This is a genomic window from Burkholderia puraquae (genome assembly GCF_002099195.1).
Classification (GTDB): domain Bacteria; phylum Pseudomonadota; class Gammaproteobacteria; order Burkholderiales; family Burkholderiaceae; genus Burkholderia; species Burkholderia puraquae.
Genome location: NZ_NBYX01000004.1, coordinates 313,046 through 330,330 on the forward strand (window position 1 = coordinate 313,046; position 17,285 = coordinate 330,330).

A 17,285-nucleotide genomic window follows, 5' to 3' on the forward strand; every position below is an offset into this window, starting at 1 on the left:
GGGTCGTGAAGTGGTGCGGTCGTGAGGGTCGTCACGCAGGAAGTCAGCCCGGCTGGCCACGCAACGCGTCGAACGACACCATCACCTGTTCGCGATACGCGGGCCGTCGGCACAGGCGGGCGTACCAGGCCTCGACGTGCGGCAACGGCGGCCGCTCGACGTCGAGCGAGAAATAGCGGAACAGCGTCGCGCCGGCCGGAATGTCGGCCAGGCCCGGCGTCGCACCGCCGAGGAACGGCTGCGTCGACAGCAGCCGGTCGAGCAGCGTGAAGTGCGTCGCGCTGCGCGCGGCCTTGTCGCGCACGAGCGCATCGTCGCGCCGCTCCGGCGGCGTTCGCACGAGCGCCCAGAACAGCCCGGTCATCACGTCGGGTTCGAGCGCGGTCTGCGACCAGTCCATCCAGCGCTCCGCGCGCGAGCGGGCGAACGCGTCGCGGCACCAGAACGGATTGTTCGGCACGCGCGCCGCGAGATAGCGCAGGATCGTATGCGACTCCCACACGATGTCGCCGTCCCAGTCGATCACCGGAATCCGGCAGGTCGGATTCAGCGCCGCGAACGCGGGCGTCTGCAGCGAACCGTGTTCGCCGCCGGCCGCGATGTGCCGGTAAGGCACGCCCAGCTCGCCGATCAGCCACAACACCTTCTGCACGTTGAACGACGTGCGGCGGCCCCAGACGGTCAGCATCGCACGGCATCCTCGCAAGCGACGGCCTGCTGCGCGCACGCCGCATAGCGATCGAGTCCGGCCGCGAGATCGGCGATCAGGTCGTCCGGATCCTCGAGGCCGATATGCACGCGCACGCCACGGCTGTCAGCCGGCCAGCGTGTCGCGAGGCCGTGCGCGTCCAGCTCGAACGGCAGCGCGAGGCTCTCGTAGCCGCCCCACGAATAGCCGAGCCCGAACAGCGCGAGATGGTCGAGAAACGCTTCGACCGCGTGCGGCGGCGCCGGCTGCAGCACGATCGAGAACAAACCCGACGCCCCCCGAAAATCGCGGCGCCACAGTGCATGTCCGTCGTCGCCGGGCAGCGCCGGATACAGCACGCGCTGCACTTCGGGGCGCGTTGCAAGCCAGGTCGCGACCGCAAGCGCATTGCGCTGGTGCTGCCGCAGCCGCACACCGAGCGTGCGCAACCCGCGCAGCGCGAGATAGACGTCGTCGGGGCCCGCGCACAGCCCGAGATCGCCGTGCAGTTGCTTCAACGCGGGCCATGCGCGTTCGCTGGCCGATACGGTGCCGAGCATCGCGTCGGAATGCCCGACCAGATACTTGGTGCCGGCCTGGATCGACAGGTCGATGCCGAATGCGTGCGGCTGAAAGAAGAGCGGCGTGGCCCAGCTGTTGTCCGCGACGACCAGCGCGCCGTGCGCCTGCGCGAGCCGGACCAGCGCGGGGATATCGTGCATGTCGAACGTGTAGGAGCCCGGCACTTCGACGTACAGCGCGCGCGTGTTCGCCCGGAATGCGGCCGCGACAGGCGTGCTGCCGTCGTACCAGGTCGTCTCGACGCCGAGCCGCGCGAGCACGCCTTCGCACGCATGGCGCACCGGGCCGTAGACCGATGCGGTCATCAGCAGGTGATCGCCGGGCTTCAGGCACGACAGCAGCGCGAGCGTGCACGCGGACAGCCCCGACGGACACAGCACCGCACCGGCGCCGCCTTCGAGGCTCGTCACCGCGCGCTCGAGCGCGTCGGTCGTCGGCGTGCCGCGGCGGCCGTAGATATACGGCTGCGTGCGGTTCAGCAGATCGGACACCGTCGGGCTGAGCACGGTCGACGCGTGGTAGACGGGCGGATTGACAAAGCCGTGCCAGGCCGCGCTGTCGCGGCCCGCGTGCATGAGCCGCGTGTCTTCGTGCATCCGGCCGTCGATTCGGTCATGCAGGGTGCCGCCCGATTGCGACGGATGTGCGGCTGACTTCAAGGCCATAGCGCGCACCGTTCCCAGCGCTGACCGGCACGGCGGTACGCCTGCCGCGCGAAGCGGCGCGCGCTGTCGGCACGCCAGAATTCGGCTTCGTCCGGCGCGAGCGCGTACAGATGCCAGTCGTCCGACACGAGGGCCGGGTCGGCGCCCAGCCGCGCGAGCTGCGCGTCGATCGCGCGGGTCAGGTCGGCGGGATCGTCGAGCCGTTCGCTTTGCCGGCCTGCCAGGATGCTCGCGCGCGAGCGCTCGGGGCGGCCCGCGAAATCCGCGCGGCCTTCGGCGGCCGGCAGCCGCTCGACCGGGCCGCTCAGGCGGACCTGGCTCGCGATCGCCGGCCAATAGAACGTCAGCGCGGCGAACGGCTGGTTTTCGATCTGGCGCCCCTTGGGGCTGCGCGCGCTCGCCGCAAAATGCCAGCCGCGCGCGTCGACGTTCAGCAGTACGACAGAGCGTGCATCGGGCCGTCCGTCCGGGCGGACTGTCGACAGCGTCATCACCTGCGGTTCGACGGCGCCCGCGGTAACGGCCTCGTCGAGCCAGCGTTCGAATTGCGCTTGCGGCGTGTCGGGCCAGTCCTCTGCCGGTACGTGCGGCGCTGCATGTGCGAGGGTTTTCAGCGCCTTCAGGCGCGTTGCGATCGTATCCATGGCGGGCCTCAGGCGATGCCGAATTGCGTCGCGCGGGCGATCAGACGATGCGCGGCGAGATAGTCGGGGACTTCCGCGAGGAAACCGTCGACGACGGCCGCGGCCACGCGGCGGCCACCGGACTCGCGCCGTGCGGTGTCGAACGCGCCGATCACGCGGCGGGCGAGGGCGACTTCGTCGGCCGTCGGCGTCAGCACGCGATTGACGACCGGCACGAACTGCGCGTTGACGATCGCCTTGGCCTGGTATCCCAGGCCGCGCGACACGCGCATGTCGAGCTCCGCGCCTTCGTTGTCGGCATAGCTGTACGGGCAGTCGATCGCGGTAACGCCGACCGCCGCGCATTCGACGCGAAAGCGCGATCGCACGTAGTCGAGCTCGCGGCCCGCGCGGGTGCGTTCGGCGCCCATGTCGGCCACCATGTCCTCGGTCGCGACGAGCACGGCCGACACGCGCGGGCTCGAACGTGCAATCGCCATCGTGTTCACGAGCCCGAGCGTCGTCTCGACGTTCGGCACCAGTTCGGTCGAGCCGGGCGCGATATCGTATTCGCGCTCGAAACGCGTGACGGCTTCGTCGAGCGCGACGACCTGCTCGGGCGTCGAGACGTACGACATCATCACGATGTCCGGCCGGCCGCGCATCGCGGCGCGCAGGTCGTCGATGCCGCCCGCATCGAGCGGGTTCACGCGCACGGACGCGAGGATGCCGGCATCGCGCCAGCCCGCGAGCACGCGCTCGCTGAGTTCGCGCGCGGCCGGACGCCGGTCCGGCGGCGTAAAGGTTTCGAGTTCCTGGATCAAAACGTCCGCACCGCTCGCGGCGCCGTCGACGAGCGCATCGTGATCGGCGCCGGCGAGGAACAGCCAGGAGCGGCGCAGGCGGGAGGGGCGTCGGTGGGTCGTTGTCATGCGTGGATTCCTGTAAGGCGCGTGGTGCGCGTATCGATGGCGCGGGCGTTCAGCCGGCGCGCATCATCTGGTTGAAGATGTTCTTGCGATGCATTTCCTCGGTGCCGCCGACGCTCATGAAGCCCAATGCGTCCGACGCGAATGCGGCCACCGGCCCGGCCTGGTAGCCGAGACTGCCGTACAGCCGCACGAGGCCGAGCGCGCCGTCGACGAGATCCTGCGCGCCGACCAGCTTCGCGATCGAGCAGGTCATCAGCGCTTGCGGGTGGTCCGTCAGCAACTGCGCGAGCGCGCCGCGCGCGAGCCACGTGCCGCGCTCGATGCCGATCTGCAGGTCGACGAGACGGCCCTGCACGTACTGGTGCGCGTCGATCGTGCTGTCGAAGCTGCGCCGGTCGCGGCAATAGCCGATCGCGTCGCGCAGATACGGCGCCGTCACCTGCGCGGCGACGAGGCCGTAATAGAGGCGGCCGAGCGAAATGATGTCGATCAGGTTGCCGAGCCCGGCGCCCGGTTCGCCCAGCAGCTGGCCACGCGTGATCGGGCAGTCGTCGAAATGCAGCGCGCCGGTCGGCAGGTCGTCGAGGCCGAGCTTGCGGTCGGGCTCGGCGACCGTCATGCCCGGCTGGTCGCGATCGACGATCACGAGCGCGGTATTGCGTCGGCCGGGCGTCTCGATGCGCGTGACGACGAGGATGAAGCGCGCGAGCGGCGCGTGCGCGATGTTGAATTTGCTGCCGGTCAGCCGATAGCCGTCGCCGTGCTCGACCAGTTTCGTCGCAATGCTGCGCACGTCGGTGCCGGTGCCCGGTTCGGCGATCGCCGTCGCGCTCAGTTCGCCGCGCAGGATCGCGCCGAAATAGCGGTCCTGCTGGCTTGCCGTGCCGTAACGTTCGAGCGCGCGCACCATGCCGGCCTGCGCGATCACCGACAGCAGCAGCGCCGGACGGCGGATCGACGATGCGAGCCCCTCGAGCGCCGCAGAAAAGTGCCACCAGCCGTGGCCGTCGCCGCCGTACGTCTCCGGCACGATCATGTCCCACAGTCCTTCCTGACCAAGCCGGGCCCAGCCGGCTTCATCGAATCCGGCAGGCGCGCGGGCGTCGCGCTCCGCGGCGGCGATCTCCGTGCCGATGTCGCGAAAGCGCGCGAGCGTCGCATGCTGTTCCTGCGTCCAGTCAAATGGCATCTGTCGTGTCTCCGGTCGAAGCGGCGCGGCCTCGGACGGCGCGCCAGCGATGCCGACAAGAGTACGGGGGCATGGACGGGGGAGGTACTGGCAGTAGTGGTAGTTGCCGGGTGACGTGTCGCGGCGGGGGCGGGTGGGGTGGTGGCGGAGCCTCGCGGGGTGCGGCCGGTTGCACGCATCGCGGGCGCTCGTGGTCAGGCCGTCATGCTATCCAATCGGTTGTTGCTGGGCTTCGCGCGCCGTTGCGACACGAGACCTTGCGGCCCGTGATCACGCAAGCGGCCGACCAGTCGCCGGATCTGCCGCGTCGTCAGCCCGAGTCGTTCGGCTGCACGGCCGGGCTTCAAGCCCATATCCACCACAGCCTGGATCACCTTCAGACGGTCGAGTTCTCGCATGTTCAATGTCACCAGTGCCGTTCGGTACATCGCCGACTCCATGATCTGACCGGGAGCCGGCAAGCTTACCGAGGTCCAAACACGACATTTCTAAATGGCTAGAACACGACATTTCTAAAAAGCTACTACAACACAAACTGTCGATAATGTTGATTATGTCAAATACGATATTTCGCCCGCAGACGATCGGCCCGTGAATTTTGACCTGCCTCGCTTCCCAGTTCGGCAGGCTTTTCTTGTCGCCGTGTCCAACTAGACTAGCGGCATGATGATGATGCCGGGTTGCGGCCTCATGGCGAGCGATGCGTGCCGCTCGGATCAGCAGGCAGATCGTCTTGTACTGTCTTGGTCCATCTCGTCACCGACACACGCCGTCCGCGTCGCCCAACCGACGCCACGACCCGAAACGCCACCGGCGCGAACACAAGCCCGAACACCGTCGCCGCCAGCACGCCTCCGAACGCGCCCGTGCCGATCGACCGCCGGCTTTCCGCGCCCGCGCCCGTCGCCAGCATGAGCGGCACGACGCCGAGCAGGAACGCCATCGACGTCATCACGATCGGCCGGAATCGCGCCGCGGCCGCGTCGACCACCGCCTGCCGCAACGGCACGCCGTGCCCGGCCAGGTCGCGCGCGTACTGCACGATCAGGATCGCGTTCTTCGCCGCCAGCCCGACCACGGTGATCATCCCGACCTTGAAGTACACGTCGTTCGGCATGCCGCGCGCGAGCGCCGCCGCGATCGCGCCGATCATGCCGAGCGGCACGATCGTCAGCACGGACAGCGGAATCGTCCAGCTTTCGTACAGCGCAGCCAGCGCCATGAAGACCGCGAGCACCGACATCCCGACCAGCAGCGGCGTCTGCCGCGCGGCGACCTGCTCCTCGCGCGCCGCATCGACCCAGTCGAAGCCGATCCCGGCCGGCAGCGCACCGGCAAGCCGCTCCATCTCCGCCATCGCCGCGCCGGAACTGGTGCCGGTCGCCGCCCGGCCGCTGATGTCGAGCGACGGATAGCCGTTGTACCGGTTCAGCATCACCGGCCCGATCGTCCAGTGCGGCGCGGCGATGGCCGACAGCGGCACCATGTCGCCCGTGCGGTTCGGTACGGTCAGCGCCATCAGTTGCGCATCGGTTGCGCGTGCGACCGGATCGGCCTCGATGATCACCCGCCGCATCCGGCCCGACGCCGGAAAGTCGTTGATGTAGTTCGAGCCGAACGTGCCGCCCAGCAGCCCCGCGATCCGCTCGAACGGCACGCCGAGCGCATACGCCTTCGCGCGATCGACATCGAGTTCGATGCGCGGCGCGTCCGGCAGGTCCTCGAAATGCACGGCGGAGAGCAAAGGATCCGCCTTCGCACGTTCGGCAAGCTGCTCGCGCGCCGCTTTCAACGCGTCGAGCCCGACCCCGCCGCGATCCTCGAGCCGGAACGTGAAGCCGTCGGAATGCCCAATGCCGCGCACCGAAGGCGGTAGCGCCGCCTCGACGTCGCCGTCGAGGATCGCGCCGAACCGCCCGTTGAGCCGGTCGCGCAACGCCATCGCGTCGACGTCGCGCTGCGCCCAGTCCTTCAGTTCCACGAACGCCATCCCGACGTTCTGCCCGCTGCCCGCGAAACTCCAGCCGATCACGCTCGTCACGTTCGCAATCGCCGGCTCGCCGTGCAGGATCGCCTCCACCCGCTCGACGACCGCGAGCGTGCGCGCCTGCGTGGCGCCGGCCGGCAACTGGATCATCACCTGCAATTGCCCCTGGTCCTCGGTCGGCAGGAAGCCGCCCGGCATCATCCAGTACAGCAGCCCGCATCCGATCACGAGCGCCGCATAGACGGCCACGACCATGCCGGTGCGGCGCACGGCAAACACGGCAACGCGGCGATAACCGGTTTCGGCGCGCGCGAAGGCCGCACCGAACCGGTCGGCCAGACGCGCGCCGATGCCGCGACGCCGCGCACGGCTGGCGCCGCCATCGTGTCGCGCGACCGGCTTCAGCAAGTTCGCACACAGCGCGGGCGTGAGCGACAGCGCCATGAACGACGACACCAGCATCGACGCGATCATCGCGACTGCGAACTGCCGGTAAATGCCGCCGACGCTGCCCGGGAAAAATGCCATCGGCACGAACACGGCGGTCAGCACCGCGGTCACGCCGACGATCGCCCCGCCGATCCGCTTCATGGCCCGGCGCGTGGCATCGCGCGGTGACACGCCCTCCTCCATCACGCGGTGCACGCTCTCGACGACGACGATCGCATCGTCGACCAGGATGCCGATCGCCAACACGAGGCCGAACATCGTGAACACGTTGATCGACAGCCCGAACACCCACATCGCGACGAACGCGCCCATCAGCGTGACCGGAATCACGACGGTCGGCACCAGCGTGTAGCGCAGGTCGCGCAGGAACAGCCACATCACGCAGAACACCAGCACGACGGCCTCGACGAGCGTCAGCAGGACTTCGTGGATCGCGATCTTGACGAAACGCGCGCCGTCGAACGGAATCTCGACCGCGACGCCCGGCGGCAGCGTCCGCGACAGCTCGGCGAGCCGCGCGCGGATCGCGTTCGACGTTTCGAGCGCGTTGCCGCGCGGGCCGAGCTGGATGCCGACCGTCGCGGCGGGCCGGCCGTTCAGCCGCGAATAGAACGAATAGTCGTCGCGGCCGATCTCGACGCGCGCGACGTCGGCCACACGCACTACCGAGCCGTCCTGTTTCGACTTCAGCACGATCCGGCCGAACTCCTCGGGCGACGTGAGCTGGCCCTTGACCACGACCGTCGCGGTGAGCTGCTGGCCGCGCACGAACGGCGCATCGCCGATCGCGCCGGCCGTGACCGTCGCATTCTGTGCGCTGATCGCCGAGATCACGTCATCGGCGCCGAGATCGTATTCGCGCAACTTGACCGGATCGAGCCAGACCCGCAGCGCCTCGTCGGCATCCCACAGCTCGGCCGCACCGACACCCGGCGCACGCTTCAGTTCGCGCAGTACGTAACGGTTCAGGTAATCGCCGAGCTGCGCGGAATCCCGCGTGCCGTCGGTCGATGTCAGCGTGACGAGCATCAGGAACGTGTTCGCCGCCTTGAACACGCCGATCCCCTGCTGGACGACCTGCTGCGGCAGCCGCGGCTCGACCTGCTTCAAGCGGTTGTTGACGTCGACGAGCGCGATGTCCGGATCGGTGCTCGGCGAAAACGTCACGTCGATCTCGAGGTTGCCGTGGCCGTCGCTGCTCGTCTCGTAGTACAGCAGCCCGTCGGCGCCGTCGAGGCTTTCCTCGATGATGCTGCCGACGTCGGCATCGACCGTCTCGGTCGACGCGCCCGGGTACGACGCGGTGATCACGACCCGCGGCGGCGCCAGGCGCGGATACTGCGCGATCGGCAGCTGCGGAATGGCCAGCACGCCCGCGACGACGATCGCGAGCGCCACGATCCACGCAAAGACGGGACGGTCGATGAAGAACGACGGCATCGGCGAGTGTCGGCGAATGCGCTACAGCGTGAGTTCGAACGAGCGCGCAAGCAGCCCCGGCAGCTGCGCGCCTCCGGTGGCGCGCTCGCCGTACGTGTCGTCGCTCGCGAGCAGTGCAGGCGCCGCACCGAGCTGCTCGAGCTCCGACCCGAACAGCCGGTAGACGCTGTCGTCGAACCGCATCGCGTCGACCGGCGCGACGATTCGTCCGCCTTCGACCCAGAACGTCGCGAACCGCGTCATCCCGGTCATCCGGCACGCGATCGGATCCGAGAAGTTCAGGTACCAGAGGTTGCCGACGTAGAGCCCGGTATCGAGCGCGGCCAACACGTCGGCCTCGGCGAGCGTGCCGCCCGCGATCGTCAGCGATTGCGGCGATTCGCCGTTGTCCGCACCGTTCGGCGCGCGTCCGTGCTCGCGCGCGGTGCGTGCGCACACGAGTTGCCCGGCGCCCCGCCCTTCGACGACGAGCGGCACGCTGTCGCGCCGGTAGCCGTCTGCGTTGAACGCCGGCGCGATACCCAGCGAGAAATCCTCGGTGATCGACACGCGCGGATCGAGCGCGACTTCACCGGCGTACAGGCGATGCAGCGGGCTGCGGGCGCTCGCCAGCGCGCGCGCCGAAAAGCCGCTCCAGCCGAGCAGGCTCGTCATTTCGTGGACGGCGTCCGGCGCGAAATACGCGCGGTAGCGCCCGGGCGCAAGCGCCTTCGGCGTGCGGCCGAGCACGGGCAGCCGCGCGGCGGCCGCGTCGACCCGGGCCGCGAACGCTGCATCGCTCCAGTCGTCGCCCGCATAGGCGGTCTTGATCGCGCGCCCGCTCGGGTCGTACAGCGACCAGCTGAAGTTAAAATTCTCGACCTCGTACCAACCGCGGCTGCCGGTCGACGACGCAAAGCCGCGCGCCAGCGTACCGCCCGCGTAAAAGCCGACGAAGTCGAGCCCGCGCGCACATTCGGCGACGATGCGCGCGAGCCCGTCCGCATCCGGCAGGCGCCCGGTACGCCGCGTTTCCTGCAGCCACGACGAGGTATCGAACAGCAGGTGCGGGTCGTCCGGCGCATCGCGCAGGCCGTCGCGCAGCACGGCCAGCGCGGCCGCCAGTTCGGGCAAGTCGGCCGCCGGATCGCCGCAGACGGTCAGCGCCGAGTGCGCTTGCCGCGCCCCATCGACGAGCCGCACGGACAGCCGCCCCTGCGTGACGCGCCCGGTCTGGCGGATCCTGCCGCCATTGAAGCGGATGAAGTCGGACGTTTCGTTGGAGAAGCCGAGCAGCACGGTTTCGGCCGGCGCCGTCAGCCGTTGCGCGTCATCGGCGAGCCGGGTGAAATGCGCGTGCCAGTCGATACCGGCGCGGCGTGCCATCGGATCGAATCCCGTCATCACGCCCCTCCGAATACGTCGACGCCGGCGAACACGCAGGCCGGCGCGGCGTGACCGACACGGATGATCTGCGCGGGCTCGCCCTTCCCGCAGTAAGGCGTGCCGTAGATGCCGAACGTGCTCGCATCGCCGACCGCGCGCAGGCTGCGCCAGAACTGTGCGGAGATGCCGCGATAGTTCGGGCGCTTGACGACCTGCGTGAGCCGGCCGTTCTCGATCAGTTGCCCGAATTCGCAGCCGAACTGGAATTTGTTGCGGTGGTCGTCGATCGACCAGGACGTGTTGGTGCGCATCAGGATCCCGTGCTCGGTGCCCGCGACCAGCGCCTCGAGCGACTGGTCGCCGGGTTCGACGTTCAGGTTCGCCATCCGGTCGATCGGCGCGCGATTCCAGCTCGACGCGCGCGAGTTGGCAACGCCCGGCAGGCCCGCGCGCTGCTGCGACAGCGCCCCGCCGAGCAGCCGTTCGAGCACGCCATGCCGAATCAGGTATTGCTTGCGCGCCGGCGTGCCGTCGTCGTCGAACGCGTAGGACGCGGCTTCGGCAGCCGACTCCGGATCGAACGTGACGTTCAGCAGCGGCGAGCCGTACTGGTAATGGCCGACCATCTCCGGCCTGACGAAGCTCGATCCGGCGAAGTTGCGCTCGTCGCCGAGAATCCGGTCGAGTTCGAGCGGATGGCCGATCGACTCGTGGATCTGCAGCATCATCTGGTCCGGCATCAGCAGCAGGTCGCGCGTGCCGGTCGGGCAGTTCGGCGCGGCGAGCAACTGCAGCGCCTCGTCGGCGACGCGCGCGCCGGCGCCGTCGAAGCCGTAGCGCGCCAGCACGTCGATGCCGCCCTGCGCCAGCGTGCCCGATTGACCGAGCGAGCGCGTCTGCGTGTCGCCATCGCCGTGGGCGACGGCCTGCAGTTCGGGCATCAGGAAGCGGAACCGCTGGTCGACCCGCACCCCGTCGCTCGTCACGTAACACTGCTCGGTGTGCACGATCATCACGCTCGCCGCGCGCTCGACGATGCGCGCGCCGAGGTTCGCCGCCGCGCATTCGTGCGCGAGACGCTCGATCCATTCCGCGCGCGACGGCAGCGCCGCGTCGACATCGGGCGATGCATACGTGCCGCTCGCCTGCGGACGCGCGGCCTGGCGATGATCGACCAGCGCCCACGGCGCACTTGCTCGTGCCCGCGCGGTTGCAATATCGAGCGCCGCCTGCAGCCCGGCCGGGGACAAGTCGGGCGTCGCCGCATAACCCGCGCCCGCGCCGGCCCAGGCCGTCAGCATCGCGCCGCGCTCGCGCGTGCGCGAGAACGGCTGCGCGACGTCGTTGCGCACCGCATGTTCGTCGATCGTCTCGTCGACGATGCGCAGCGACCAGAAATCGGCATCGCTGCGCAACGCCTGCGCCGCGTGCACGGCTCGGGCGCCCGGCGCCCGGTTCTCGTCAATCATCGGTTCTCTCTTGCCTCTCCTGCGGGCCGCGCGCCGGCGCCAGCATGGACGACGCGAGCAGCGCCCGCGTATACGGATGGGACGGCGCGTGCAGCACGTCGAGCGTCTCGCCTTCCTCGACCACGCGCCCCGCCTTCATCACGATGACCCGGTGGGCCATCGCGCGCATCACCGCCAGATCGTGCGTGATGAACAGGTAGCTGAGTTTGTACTTCTTTTGCAGATTCGTCAGCAGATTCAACACCTGCTTCTGGATCGACACGTCGAGCGCGCTCGTCGGCTCGTCGAGCACCAGCAGTTCCGGCTCCACCGCCAGCGCCCGCGCGATCGCGATCCGCTGCCGCTGCCCGCCGGAAAACTCGTGCGGATAGCGCAGCATCGCCTCGGCCGGCAGCCCGACCTCCTGCAACAGCGCGGCAATCCGCGCCCGCCGCGCGTCGCCGCTCACCTGCGGCCGGTGCACGCCCAGCCCTTCGCCGACGATCTGCTCGACCGTCATGCGCGGCGAAAGCGAGCCGAACGGATCCTGGAACACCACCTGCATGCGCCCGTACAGCGTGCGGCGGCCCTGCGTCGTGCGCAGCGACGCCAGCGGCATGCCGTCGACCTCGATCCCGCCCGACGCCGGCCGCTGCAGGCCGAGCACCGCCGACGCGAGCGTCGATTTCCCCGAGCCCGACTCGCCGACGATCCCGAGCGTCTCGCCACGTTTGAGGCTCAGTTGCACGTCGTGCACGGCCCGGAACGTCGTCTTGCCGAGCACCGAACGCCAGCCCTTTGCCGCGATGCGATAGTCGACGGCCAGATGCTGCACGTCGAGGATCGTCTGCGCGCCCGCGGCAACCGGCTCGACCGCCCGTTGCGGCGCACTGTCGAGCAGCCGGCGCGTATACGGATGCTGCGGCGCCGCGAACAGTGCGGCGGTCGTGCTGGTCTCCACCAGCACGCCCTTCTCCATCACGGCCACGCGCTGCGCGAAGCGCCGCACGAGGTTCAGGTCGTGCGTGATCAGCAGCACGGCCATCCCCCGCGCGGCGGCCTCCTGCTCCTGCAGCTCGATCAGCAGGTCGACGATCTGCTGGCGCACCGTCACGTCGAGCGCGGTCGTCGGCTCGTCCGCGAGCAGCAGCCGCGGCCGGCACGCCAGCGCCATCGCGATCATCGCGCGTTGCCGCTGCCCGCCCGACAGCTGATGCGGGAAACTGTCGATGCGCCGCTCCGGCTCCGGAATCCCGGTGCGCCGCAGCAGCGCGATCCCGCGCTCGCGCGCGTCGCCCGGGCGCAGCCCCTCGTGCAGCCGCAGGCTCTCGGCGATCTGCTTGCCGATCGTATAGAGCGGATTGAGCGCCGTCATCGGCTCCTGGAACACCATCGCGATATCGGCACCGCGGATCCCGCGCATCTGCTGCTCGGTCTTCGCGAGCAGATCCTCGCCGTCGAACAGCATCCGCCCCGACAGCGTCGCCTGTTGCGCGAGCCGCAGGATCGACAGTGCGGTCACGCTCTTGCCCGACCCCGACTCGCCGACGAGCGCCACGCGCTCGCCACGGCCGATCGACAGGCTCAGGTCCTGCACGGCCGCGCTCGCGCCGAAATGCGCGGAAAACCCGTCGATCTGCAGCAACGGTCTCGTCATCACCGCCCCCCGCCGAATGCCGAGCCGCGCGTGCGCGTGTCGAGCGCGTTGCGCAGCGCATCGCCCATGAACGTGAGCAGCAGCAGCGTCACCACCAGCGCCGCGAACGCGGCGATCGAGATCCACCACGCATCCAGGTTGTTCTTGCCCTCCTGCAACAGCTCGCCAAGGCTCGGTGCCGGCGGCGGCACGCCAAGGCCCAGGAAGTCGAGGCTCGTCAGCGACAGGATCGCCGCGCTCATCCGGAACGGCAGGAACGTGATCACCGGCGTGAGACTGTTCGGCAGCACGTGGCGCCACATGATCTGTGCGTTCGTCAGCCCCATCGTGCGCGCCGCTTTCACATAGTCGAGCGCGCGGTTGCGCAGGAATTCGGCGCGTACGTAGTCGGACAGCACGAGCCAGCCGAACATCGACAGCAGGATGAACAGCAGCCACAGCGACGGCGTGAAGATCGACGCGAAGATGATCAGCAGGTACAGGTCCGGCAGCGCGCTCCAGATCTCGATCAGGCGCTGCCCGACCAGGTCGGTGCGGCCGCCGTAGAAGCCTTGCAACGCGCCCGTCAGCACGCCGACCAGCACGCCCGATACGGTCAGCGCGAACGCCATCAGCACCGACAGCCGGAACCCGTACAGCAGCCGCGCGAGCACGTCGCGCCCGAACTGGTCGGTGCCGAGCCAGTTGTTCGACGACGGCGGCGCCGGATACGGCCGCGACGCGAAATAGTCGATCGTGTCGTAGCGATAGCGATTCGGCGGATAGATCGCGAAATTGCCGTGCGACTCGATCTTCGTGCGGATGTACGGGTCGAGGTAGTTCGTCATCGCAGGAAAGTCGCCGCCGAACGCGGTCTCCGGATAGTCCTTCGCGATCGGAAAGTAATAGTGTCCGTCGTAGCGCACGATCAGCGGCCGGTCGTTCGACAGCAGGTCCGCGCCCAGGCTGAGCGCGAACAGCGCCGTGAAGATCACGAGGCTCCAGTAGCCGAGCGGCTGCGCGCGAAAGCGCTGCCACGTGCGCCGCCACGGCGACGGCGAGGCCGCGCACGCGGCGCATGCCTGGTCAGTGGTCCAGGCGGTTGAACTGGATACGGGGGTCGACGAGGACATAGCAGATATCCGCGATGAGTTTGGTCAGCAGGCCGATCAGCGTGAACAGGAACAGCGAACCGAGTACGACCGGATAGTCGCGGCGGATCACCGAGTCGTACGACAGTTGCCCCATGCCGTCGAGCGAGAACAGCGTCTCGATCAGCAGGTTGCCGTTCAGGAACGCGCCGACGAACGCGGCCGGCAGCCCGGTGAGCAACGGGATCGCCGCGTTGCGCAGCACGTGCTTCCACAGCACGTCGCGCTCCGGCGCGCCCTTCGCGCGTGCGGTCAGCACGTACTGCCGGCCGATTTCCTCGAGGAACGTGTTCTTCGTCAGGATCGTGACGATCGCGAAATTGCCGATGACCGACGCCGTCACCGGCATCGCGATGTGCCACAGATAGTCGAGTGCCTTGCCGAACAGCGTCAGGTCGTCGAAGTTGTCCGACGTGAGCCCGCGCATCGGGAACACCTGCCAGAACGTGCCGCCGCCGAACAGCATCAGCAGCAGCACGCCGAGCACGAAGCCCGGCACCGCGTAGCCGGCCAGCACCAGCACGCTCGTCACGGTGTCGAACCGCGACCCGTTGCGCACCGCCTTCGCGATGCCGAGCGGCACCGATACCAGGTACGTGAGGATCACCGTCCACATCCCGAGCGTGATCGACACCGGCAGCTTCGAACGGATCACCGCCCACACGCTGCGGTGCGCGAAATAGGACTGGCCGAGATCGAACCTCGCATAGTTTTTCAGCATCAGCACGTAGCGCTCGAGTGGCGGCCGGTCGAAGCCGAACTGCTTGCGGATCTGCTCGATCTGCTGCGGATCGACGCCCTGGCTGCCGTGGTAGCCGCCGCCTCCGCCGCCCGCCTCCCCGCCGCGCGCGCTGCCGTGGCGCAACTGCGCGAGCACCTGTTCGACCGGGCCGCCCGGCACGAACTGCGTGACCGCGAACGTGATCGTCACCACCCCGATCAGCGTCGGGATCATCAGCAGCAATCGCCTGAGTATGTATGCCAGCATCGTCGTTCCCCTTCAGGCAGCCGGTGCGGGTTTCGCCGCCGGCCGCTTCACGTACCAGTAGTCGATGATCCAGTCCTCGTACTGATAGGAGTCCGGCACGATCGACGGGTGGCCGAGCGTCGCCTTGTATGCGATCCGAGCATTCGGCAGGTAGTACTGCGGGATCAGCGCGTACAAGTTGATCAGCACGCGATCGAGCGCGTGCGTGGCCGTCTCGAGATCGTCGAGCGTGTTGGCCGCGAGCGCCGCGCGGATCAGCGCATCGACGGCCTTCGACTTCACGCCCGGATAGTTCTCGGAGCCCGGCTGCGACGCGGCCGCGCTGCCGAAGCGGCGCGTCAGCTCCGCCCCCGGGATCGTCACCGGCAGGTAGATGTACGTCGTCATGTCGTACTCGAAGTTGTCGAGGCGCTTCAGGTAGACCGCGCTGTCGATCTCGCGCAGGAATGCGTGGATGCCGAGCATCGCGAGCGCCTGCGTGTACGGCAGGATCAGGCGGTCCATGCCGGGCTGGTCGTCGATGATCTCGATCGTCATCGGCGTGCCGTTCGCGTCGCGCAGCGCGCCGTCTCGGTAATGCCAGCCGGCCTGCGCGAGCAGGTCGCGCGCCTGCTTCAGGTTCGCGCGCAGCGAGTCGGGCGGCAGCGTCGACGGCTGCTGGACCATCGGGCCGAACACCTCGGGCGGCAGCGTCGAGCGGAACGGCTCGAGCAGCGCGAGCTCCTTCTCGCTCGGCATGCCGGATGCCGCGAACGGGCTCGCCTCCCAGAAACTGTGGGTCCGGCGGTATTGCCCGTAGAACATCATCCGGCTCATCCAGTCGAAATCGAACGCCAGCGCGAGCGCGTGCCGCACCCGCACGTCCCGGAACATCGGCCTGCGCATGTTCATCAGGAAGCCCTGCATCTGCGCGGGGCCGTCGGGAAACTCGCCGCGCTTCAGCATGCCGTTGCGAAAATTCTTGCCGACGTACTTGCGCGCCCATTGCGTCGCGCTGTATTCCATGCGCGCGTCGATGTCGCCGGCCTTGAATGCCTCGAGCGCGGTGTACTGGTCCAGGTACAGCTTGAACGACACGTGCGCGAAGCGGAACATGCCGCGTCGCGACGGCAGGTTCGCCGCCCAGTAATGCGGGTTGCGCACGTAGCTGATCTGCTTGTCGTTCTTGCGCTGGTCGATCAGGTATGCGCCGCTCGCGATCGGCGGCACGTTCGCGATCTGGTCGAACGGCGGTCGCGTGCCGTCCGGGCGCTGCCCCCACTTCGGCGAGAACACCGGCAGGTCGCCCGCGATCAGTGCGGCGTCGCGCTCCGCGTGCTTGAACTCGAAGCGCACCGTGTGGCCGTCGACGATCACCGCGCGCCGGATGATCGAGAACTGCGCGTTGTACAGCGGCGAGGCCTGCGGGCTCGTCAGCGTGTCGAACGAATATTTGACGTCGGCCGCGGTGATCGGGTCGCCGTTCGAGAAGCGTGCGGCCGGGTTGAGGCGGAACGTCGCCGACAGCCCGTCGGGCGCGACGTCGACGTCGTCGGCGATCAGCGCGTATTCGGATGCGAGCTCGTCCCAGCTGCGCTGCATCAGCGTGTCGAACATCAGGTTCTTGATGTCCGGTGCGGGCGCGCCGCGCACGAGGAACGGGTTCAGCGAATCGTAGCTCTGCGCTTCGTCGTAGTTTTCGAAATCGAGCGTGCCGCTGTCCGGCGCATCCGCATTCGCGTAATCGAAATGCGTGAAGCCCGGCGGATACTTCGGATGGTCGTATTGCGAGATCGCCGGCACGGCGAGCGCGGCCTGCGGCATGACACCGCCCGACACGAGCCACGCAGCGCACGCGAGCAGCGCGGCACGCATGGCAACGCGCATTCGCGCGTGCATGCGCTTCAGGTGCGAGTGGCGCGGCACGCGTGCCCGTCGCCCATTCAACAGTCTCATGGTCGGTCTGTCCGGAAGCGTGCGGGCGCGATGCCGGCGCACGGTCGATGCCTGTGCGGGACGCCGCATGCCGGCCGTGTCCCGCGGATGATTCGTACTATTCACGATTGGATAAGCTGCGCCGCTGCGCGTCCCGGTTGCGGGCCGGCGTGGCACCAGGCGAAAAAAGGCCGCTCCAAAATGGGGGTAGTGGACGTGGAGCGGCC

Annotated in this window: 12 protein-coding genes and 1 pseudogene; all 13 read right to left on the minus strand. The window is 68.7% G+C overall.

The window, feature by feature from the left end:
* Positions 1-43 precede the first annotated feature (43 nt).
* The gene (locus tag B7G54_RS10825) at positions 44-688 is read right to left on the minus strand and encodes a glutathione S-transferase family protein (protein ID WP_085039091.1); all 645 of its coding nucleotides are present in this window, start codon (positions 686-688) and stop codon (positions 44-46) included.
* Positions 682-1,866: a cystathionine beta-lyase gene (metC, locus tag B7G54_RS10830; RefSeq protein ID WP_106408960.1), complete on the minus strand. Its 1,185-nt coding sequence runs from the start codon at positions 1,864-1,866 to the stop codon at positions 682-684. Before metC ends, B7G54_RS10825 begins: the two co-directional genes overlap by 7 nt.
* 59 nt (positions 1,867-1,925) lie before the next feature.
* Positions 1,926-2,579 carry a pyridoxine/pyridoxamine 5'-phosphate oxidase gene (locus B7G54_RS10835; protein ID WP_085039093.1) on the minus strand — a complete coding sequence of 218 codons (654 nt, stop codon included), beginning with the start codon at positions 2,577-2,579 and terminating at the stop codon, positions 1,926-1,928.
* A gap of 8 nt (positions 2,580-2,587) precedes the next feature.
* Entirely contained in the window at positions 2,588-3,490 is a 903-nt protein-coding gene (locus B7G54_RS10840; protein ID WP_085039094.1) for an HpcH/HpaI aldolase/citrate lyase family protein, read from the minus strand.
* A 49-nt stretch (positions 3,491-3,539) separates the two neighbouring features.
* On the minus strand, positions 3,540-4,679 hold the full coding sequence (locus tag B7G54_RS10845; protein ID WP_085039095.1) for an acyl-CoA dehydrogenase family protein: 1,140 nt from the start codon (positions 4,677-4,679) through the stop codon (positions 3,540-3,542).
* Positions 4,680-4,882: 203 nt separating this feature from the next.
* Positions 4,883-5,107 (minus strand): annotated as a pseudogene (locus B7G54_RS10850) (helix-turn-helix domain-containing protein); the annotation flags it as partial.
* Positions 5,108-5,367: 260 nt separating this feature from the next.
* Complete coding sequence (locus B7G54_RS10855; RefSeq protein ID WP_085039096.1) at positions 5,368-8,556, minus strand: multidrug efflux RND transporter permease subunit; 3,189 nt, start codon at positions 8,554-8,556, stop codon at positions 5,368-5,370.
* Between the two features lie 21 nt (positions 8,557-8,577).
* A complete protein-coding gene (locus B7G54_RS10860) occupies positions 8,578-9,939 on the minus strand; it encodes a TldD/PmbA family protein (RefSeq protein ID WP_085039097.1) in 1,362 nt (453 codons plus the stop codon).
* The gene (locus B7G54_RS10865; RefSeq protein ID WP_085039098.1) at positions 9,939-11,390 is read right to left on the minus strand and encodes a TldD/PmbA family protein; all 1,452 of its coding nucleotides are present in this window, start codon (positions 11,388-11,390) and stop codon (positions 9,939-9,941) included. Before B7G54_RS10865 ends, B7G54_RS10860 begins: the two co-directional genes overlap by 1 nt.
* Positions 11,383-13,026: an ABC transporter ATP-binding protein gene (locus B7G54_RS10870; protein ID WP_085039099.1), complete on the minus strand. Its 1,644-nt coding sequence runs from the start codon at positions 13,024-13,026 to the stop codon at positions 11,383-11,385. The genes B7G54_RS10865 and B7G54_RS10870 overlap by 8 nt, the downstream gene beginning before the upstream one ends.
* Positions 13,026-14,138: an ABC transporter permease gene (locus tag B7G54_RS10875; protein WP_085039100.1), complete on the minus strand. Its 1,113-nt coding sequence runs from the start codon at positions 14,136-14,138 to the stop codon at positions 13,026-13,028. The genes B7G54_RS10870 and B7G54_RS10875 overlap by 1 nt, the downstream gene beginning before the upstream one ends.
* Entirely contained in the window at positions 14,092-15,144 is a 1,053-nt protein-coding gene (locus B7G54_RS10880; RefSeq protein ID WP_085039101.1) for a microcin C ABC transporter permease YejB, read from the minus strand. Before B7G54_RS10880 ends, B7G54_RS10875 begins: the two co-directional genes overlap by 47 nt.
* A gap of 12 nt (positions 15,145-15,156) precedes the next feature.
* The gene (locus tag B7G54_RS10885) at positions 15,157-17,022 is read right to left on the minus strand and encodes an extracellular solute-binding protein (protein WP_425266472.1); all 1,866 of its coding nucleotides are present in this window, start codon (positions 17,020-17,022) and stop codon (positions 15,157-15,159) included.
* Between the last annotated feature and the right edge of the window lie 263 nt (positions 17,023-17,285).

What these genes read in the sequence shown, in the direction of transcription:
- metC (WP_106408960.1), bottom strand. Translation starts at nt 1,866, where the DNA reads ATGCACGAAGACACGCGGCTCATGCACGCGGGCCGCGACAGCGCGGCC.
- B7G54_RS10835 (WP_085039093.1), bottom strand. Translation starts at nt 2,579, where the DNA reads ATGGATACGATCGCAACGCGCCTGAAGGCGCTGAAAACCCTCGCACAT.
- B7G54_RS10880 (WP_085039101.1), bottom strand. Translation starts at nt 15,144, where the DNA reads ATGCTGGCATACATACTCAGGCGATTGCTGCTGATGATCCCGACGCTG.
- B7G54_RS10870 (WP_085039099.1), bottom strand. Translation starts at nt 13,026, where the DNA reads ATGACGAGACCGTTGCTGCAGATCGACGGGTTTTCCGCGCATTTCGGC.
- B7G54_RS10860 (WP_085039097.1), bottom strand. Translation starts at nt 9,939, where the DNA reads ATGACGGGATTCGATCCGATGGCACGCCGCGCCGGTATCGACTGGCAC.
- B7G54_RS10855 (WP_085039096.1), bottom strand. Translation starts at nt 8,556, where the DNA reads ATGCCGTCGTTCTTCATCGACCGTCCCGTCTTTGCGTGGATCGTGGCG.
- B7G54_RS10875 (WP_085039100.1), bottom strand. Translation starts at nt 14,138, where the DNA reads ATGTCCTCGTCGACCCCCGTATCCAGTTCAACCGCCTGGACCACTGAC.
- B7G54_RS10825 (WP_085039091.1), bottom strand. Translation starts at nt 688, where the DNA reads ATGCTGACCGTCTGGGGCCGCCGCACGTCGTTCAACGTGCAGAAGGTG.
- B7G54_RS10840 (WP_085039094.1), bottom strand. Translation starts at nt 3,490, where the DNA reads ATGACAACGACCCACCGACGCCCCTCCCGCCTGCGCCGCTCCTGGCTG.
- B7G54_RS10845 (WP_085039095.1), bottom strand. Translation starts at nt 4,679, where the DNA reads ATGCCATTTGACTGGACGCAGGAACAGCATGCGACGCTCGCGCGCTTT.
- B7G54_RS10865 (WP_085039098.1), bottom strand. Translation starts at nt 11,390, where the DNA reads ATGATTGACGAGAACCGGGCGCCGGGCGCCCGAGCCGTGCACGCGGCG.
- B7G54_RS10885 (WP_425266472.1), bottom strand. Translation starts at nt 17,022, where the DNA reads ATGCACGCGCGAATGCGCGTTGCCATGCGTGCCGCGCTGCTCGCGTGC.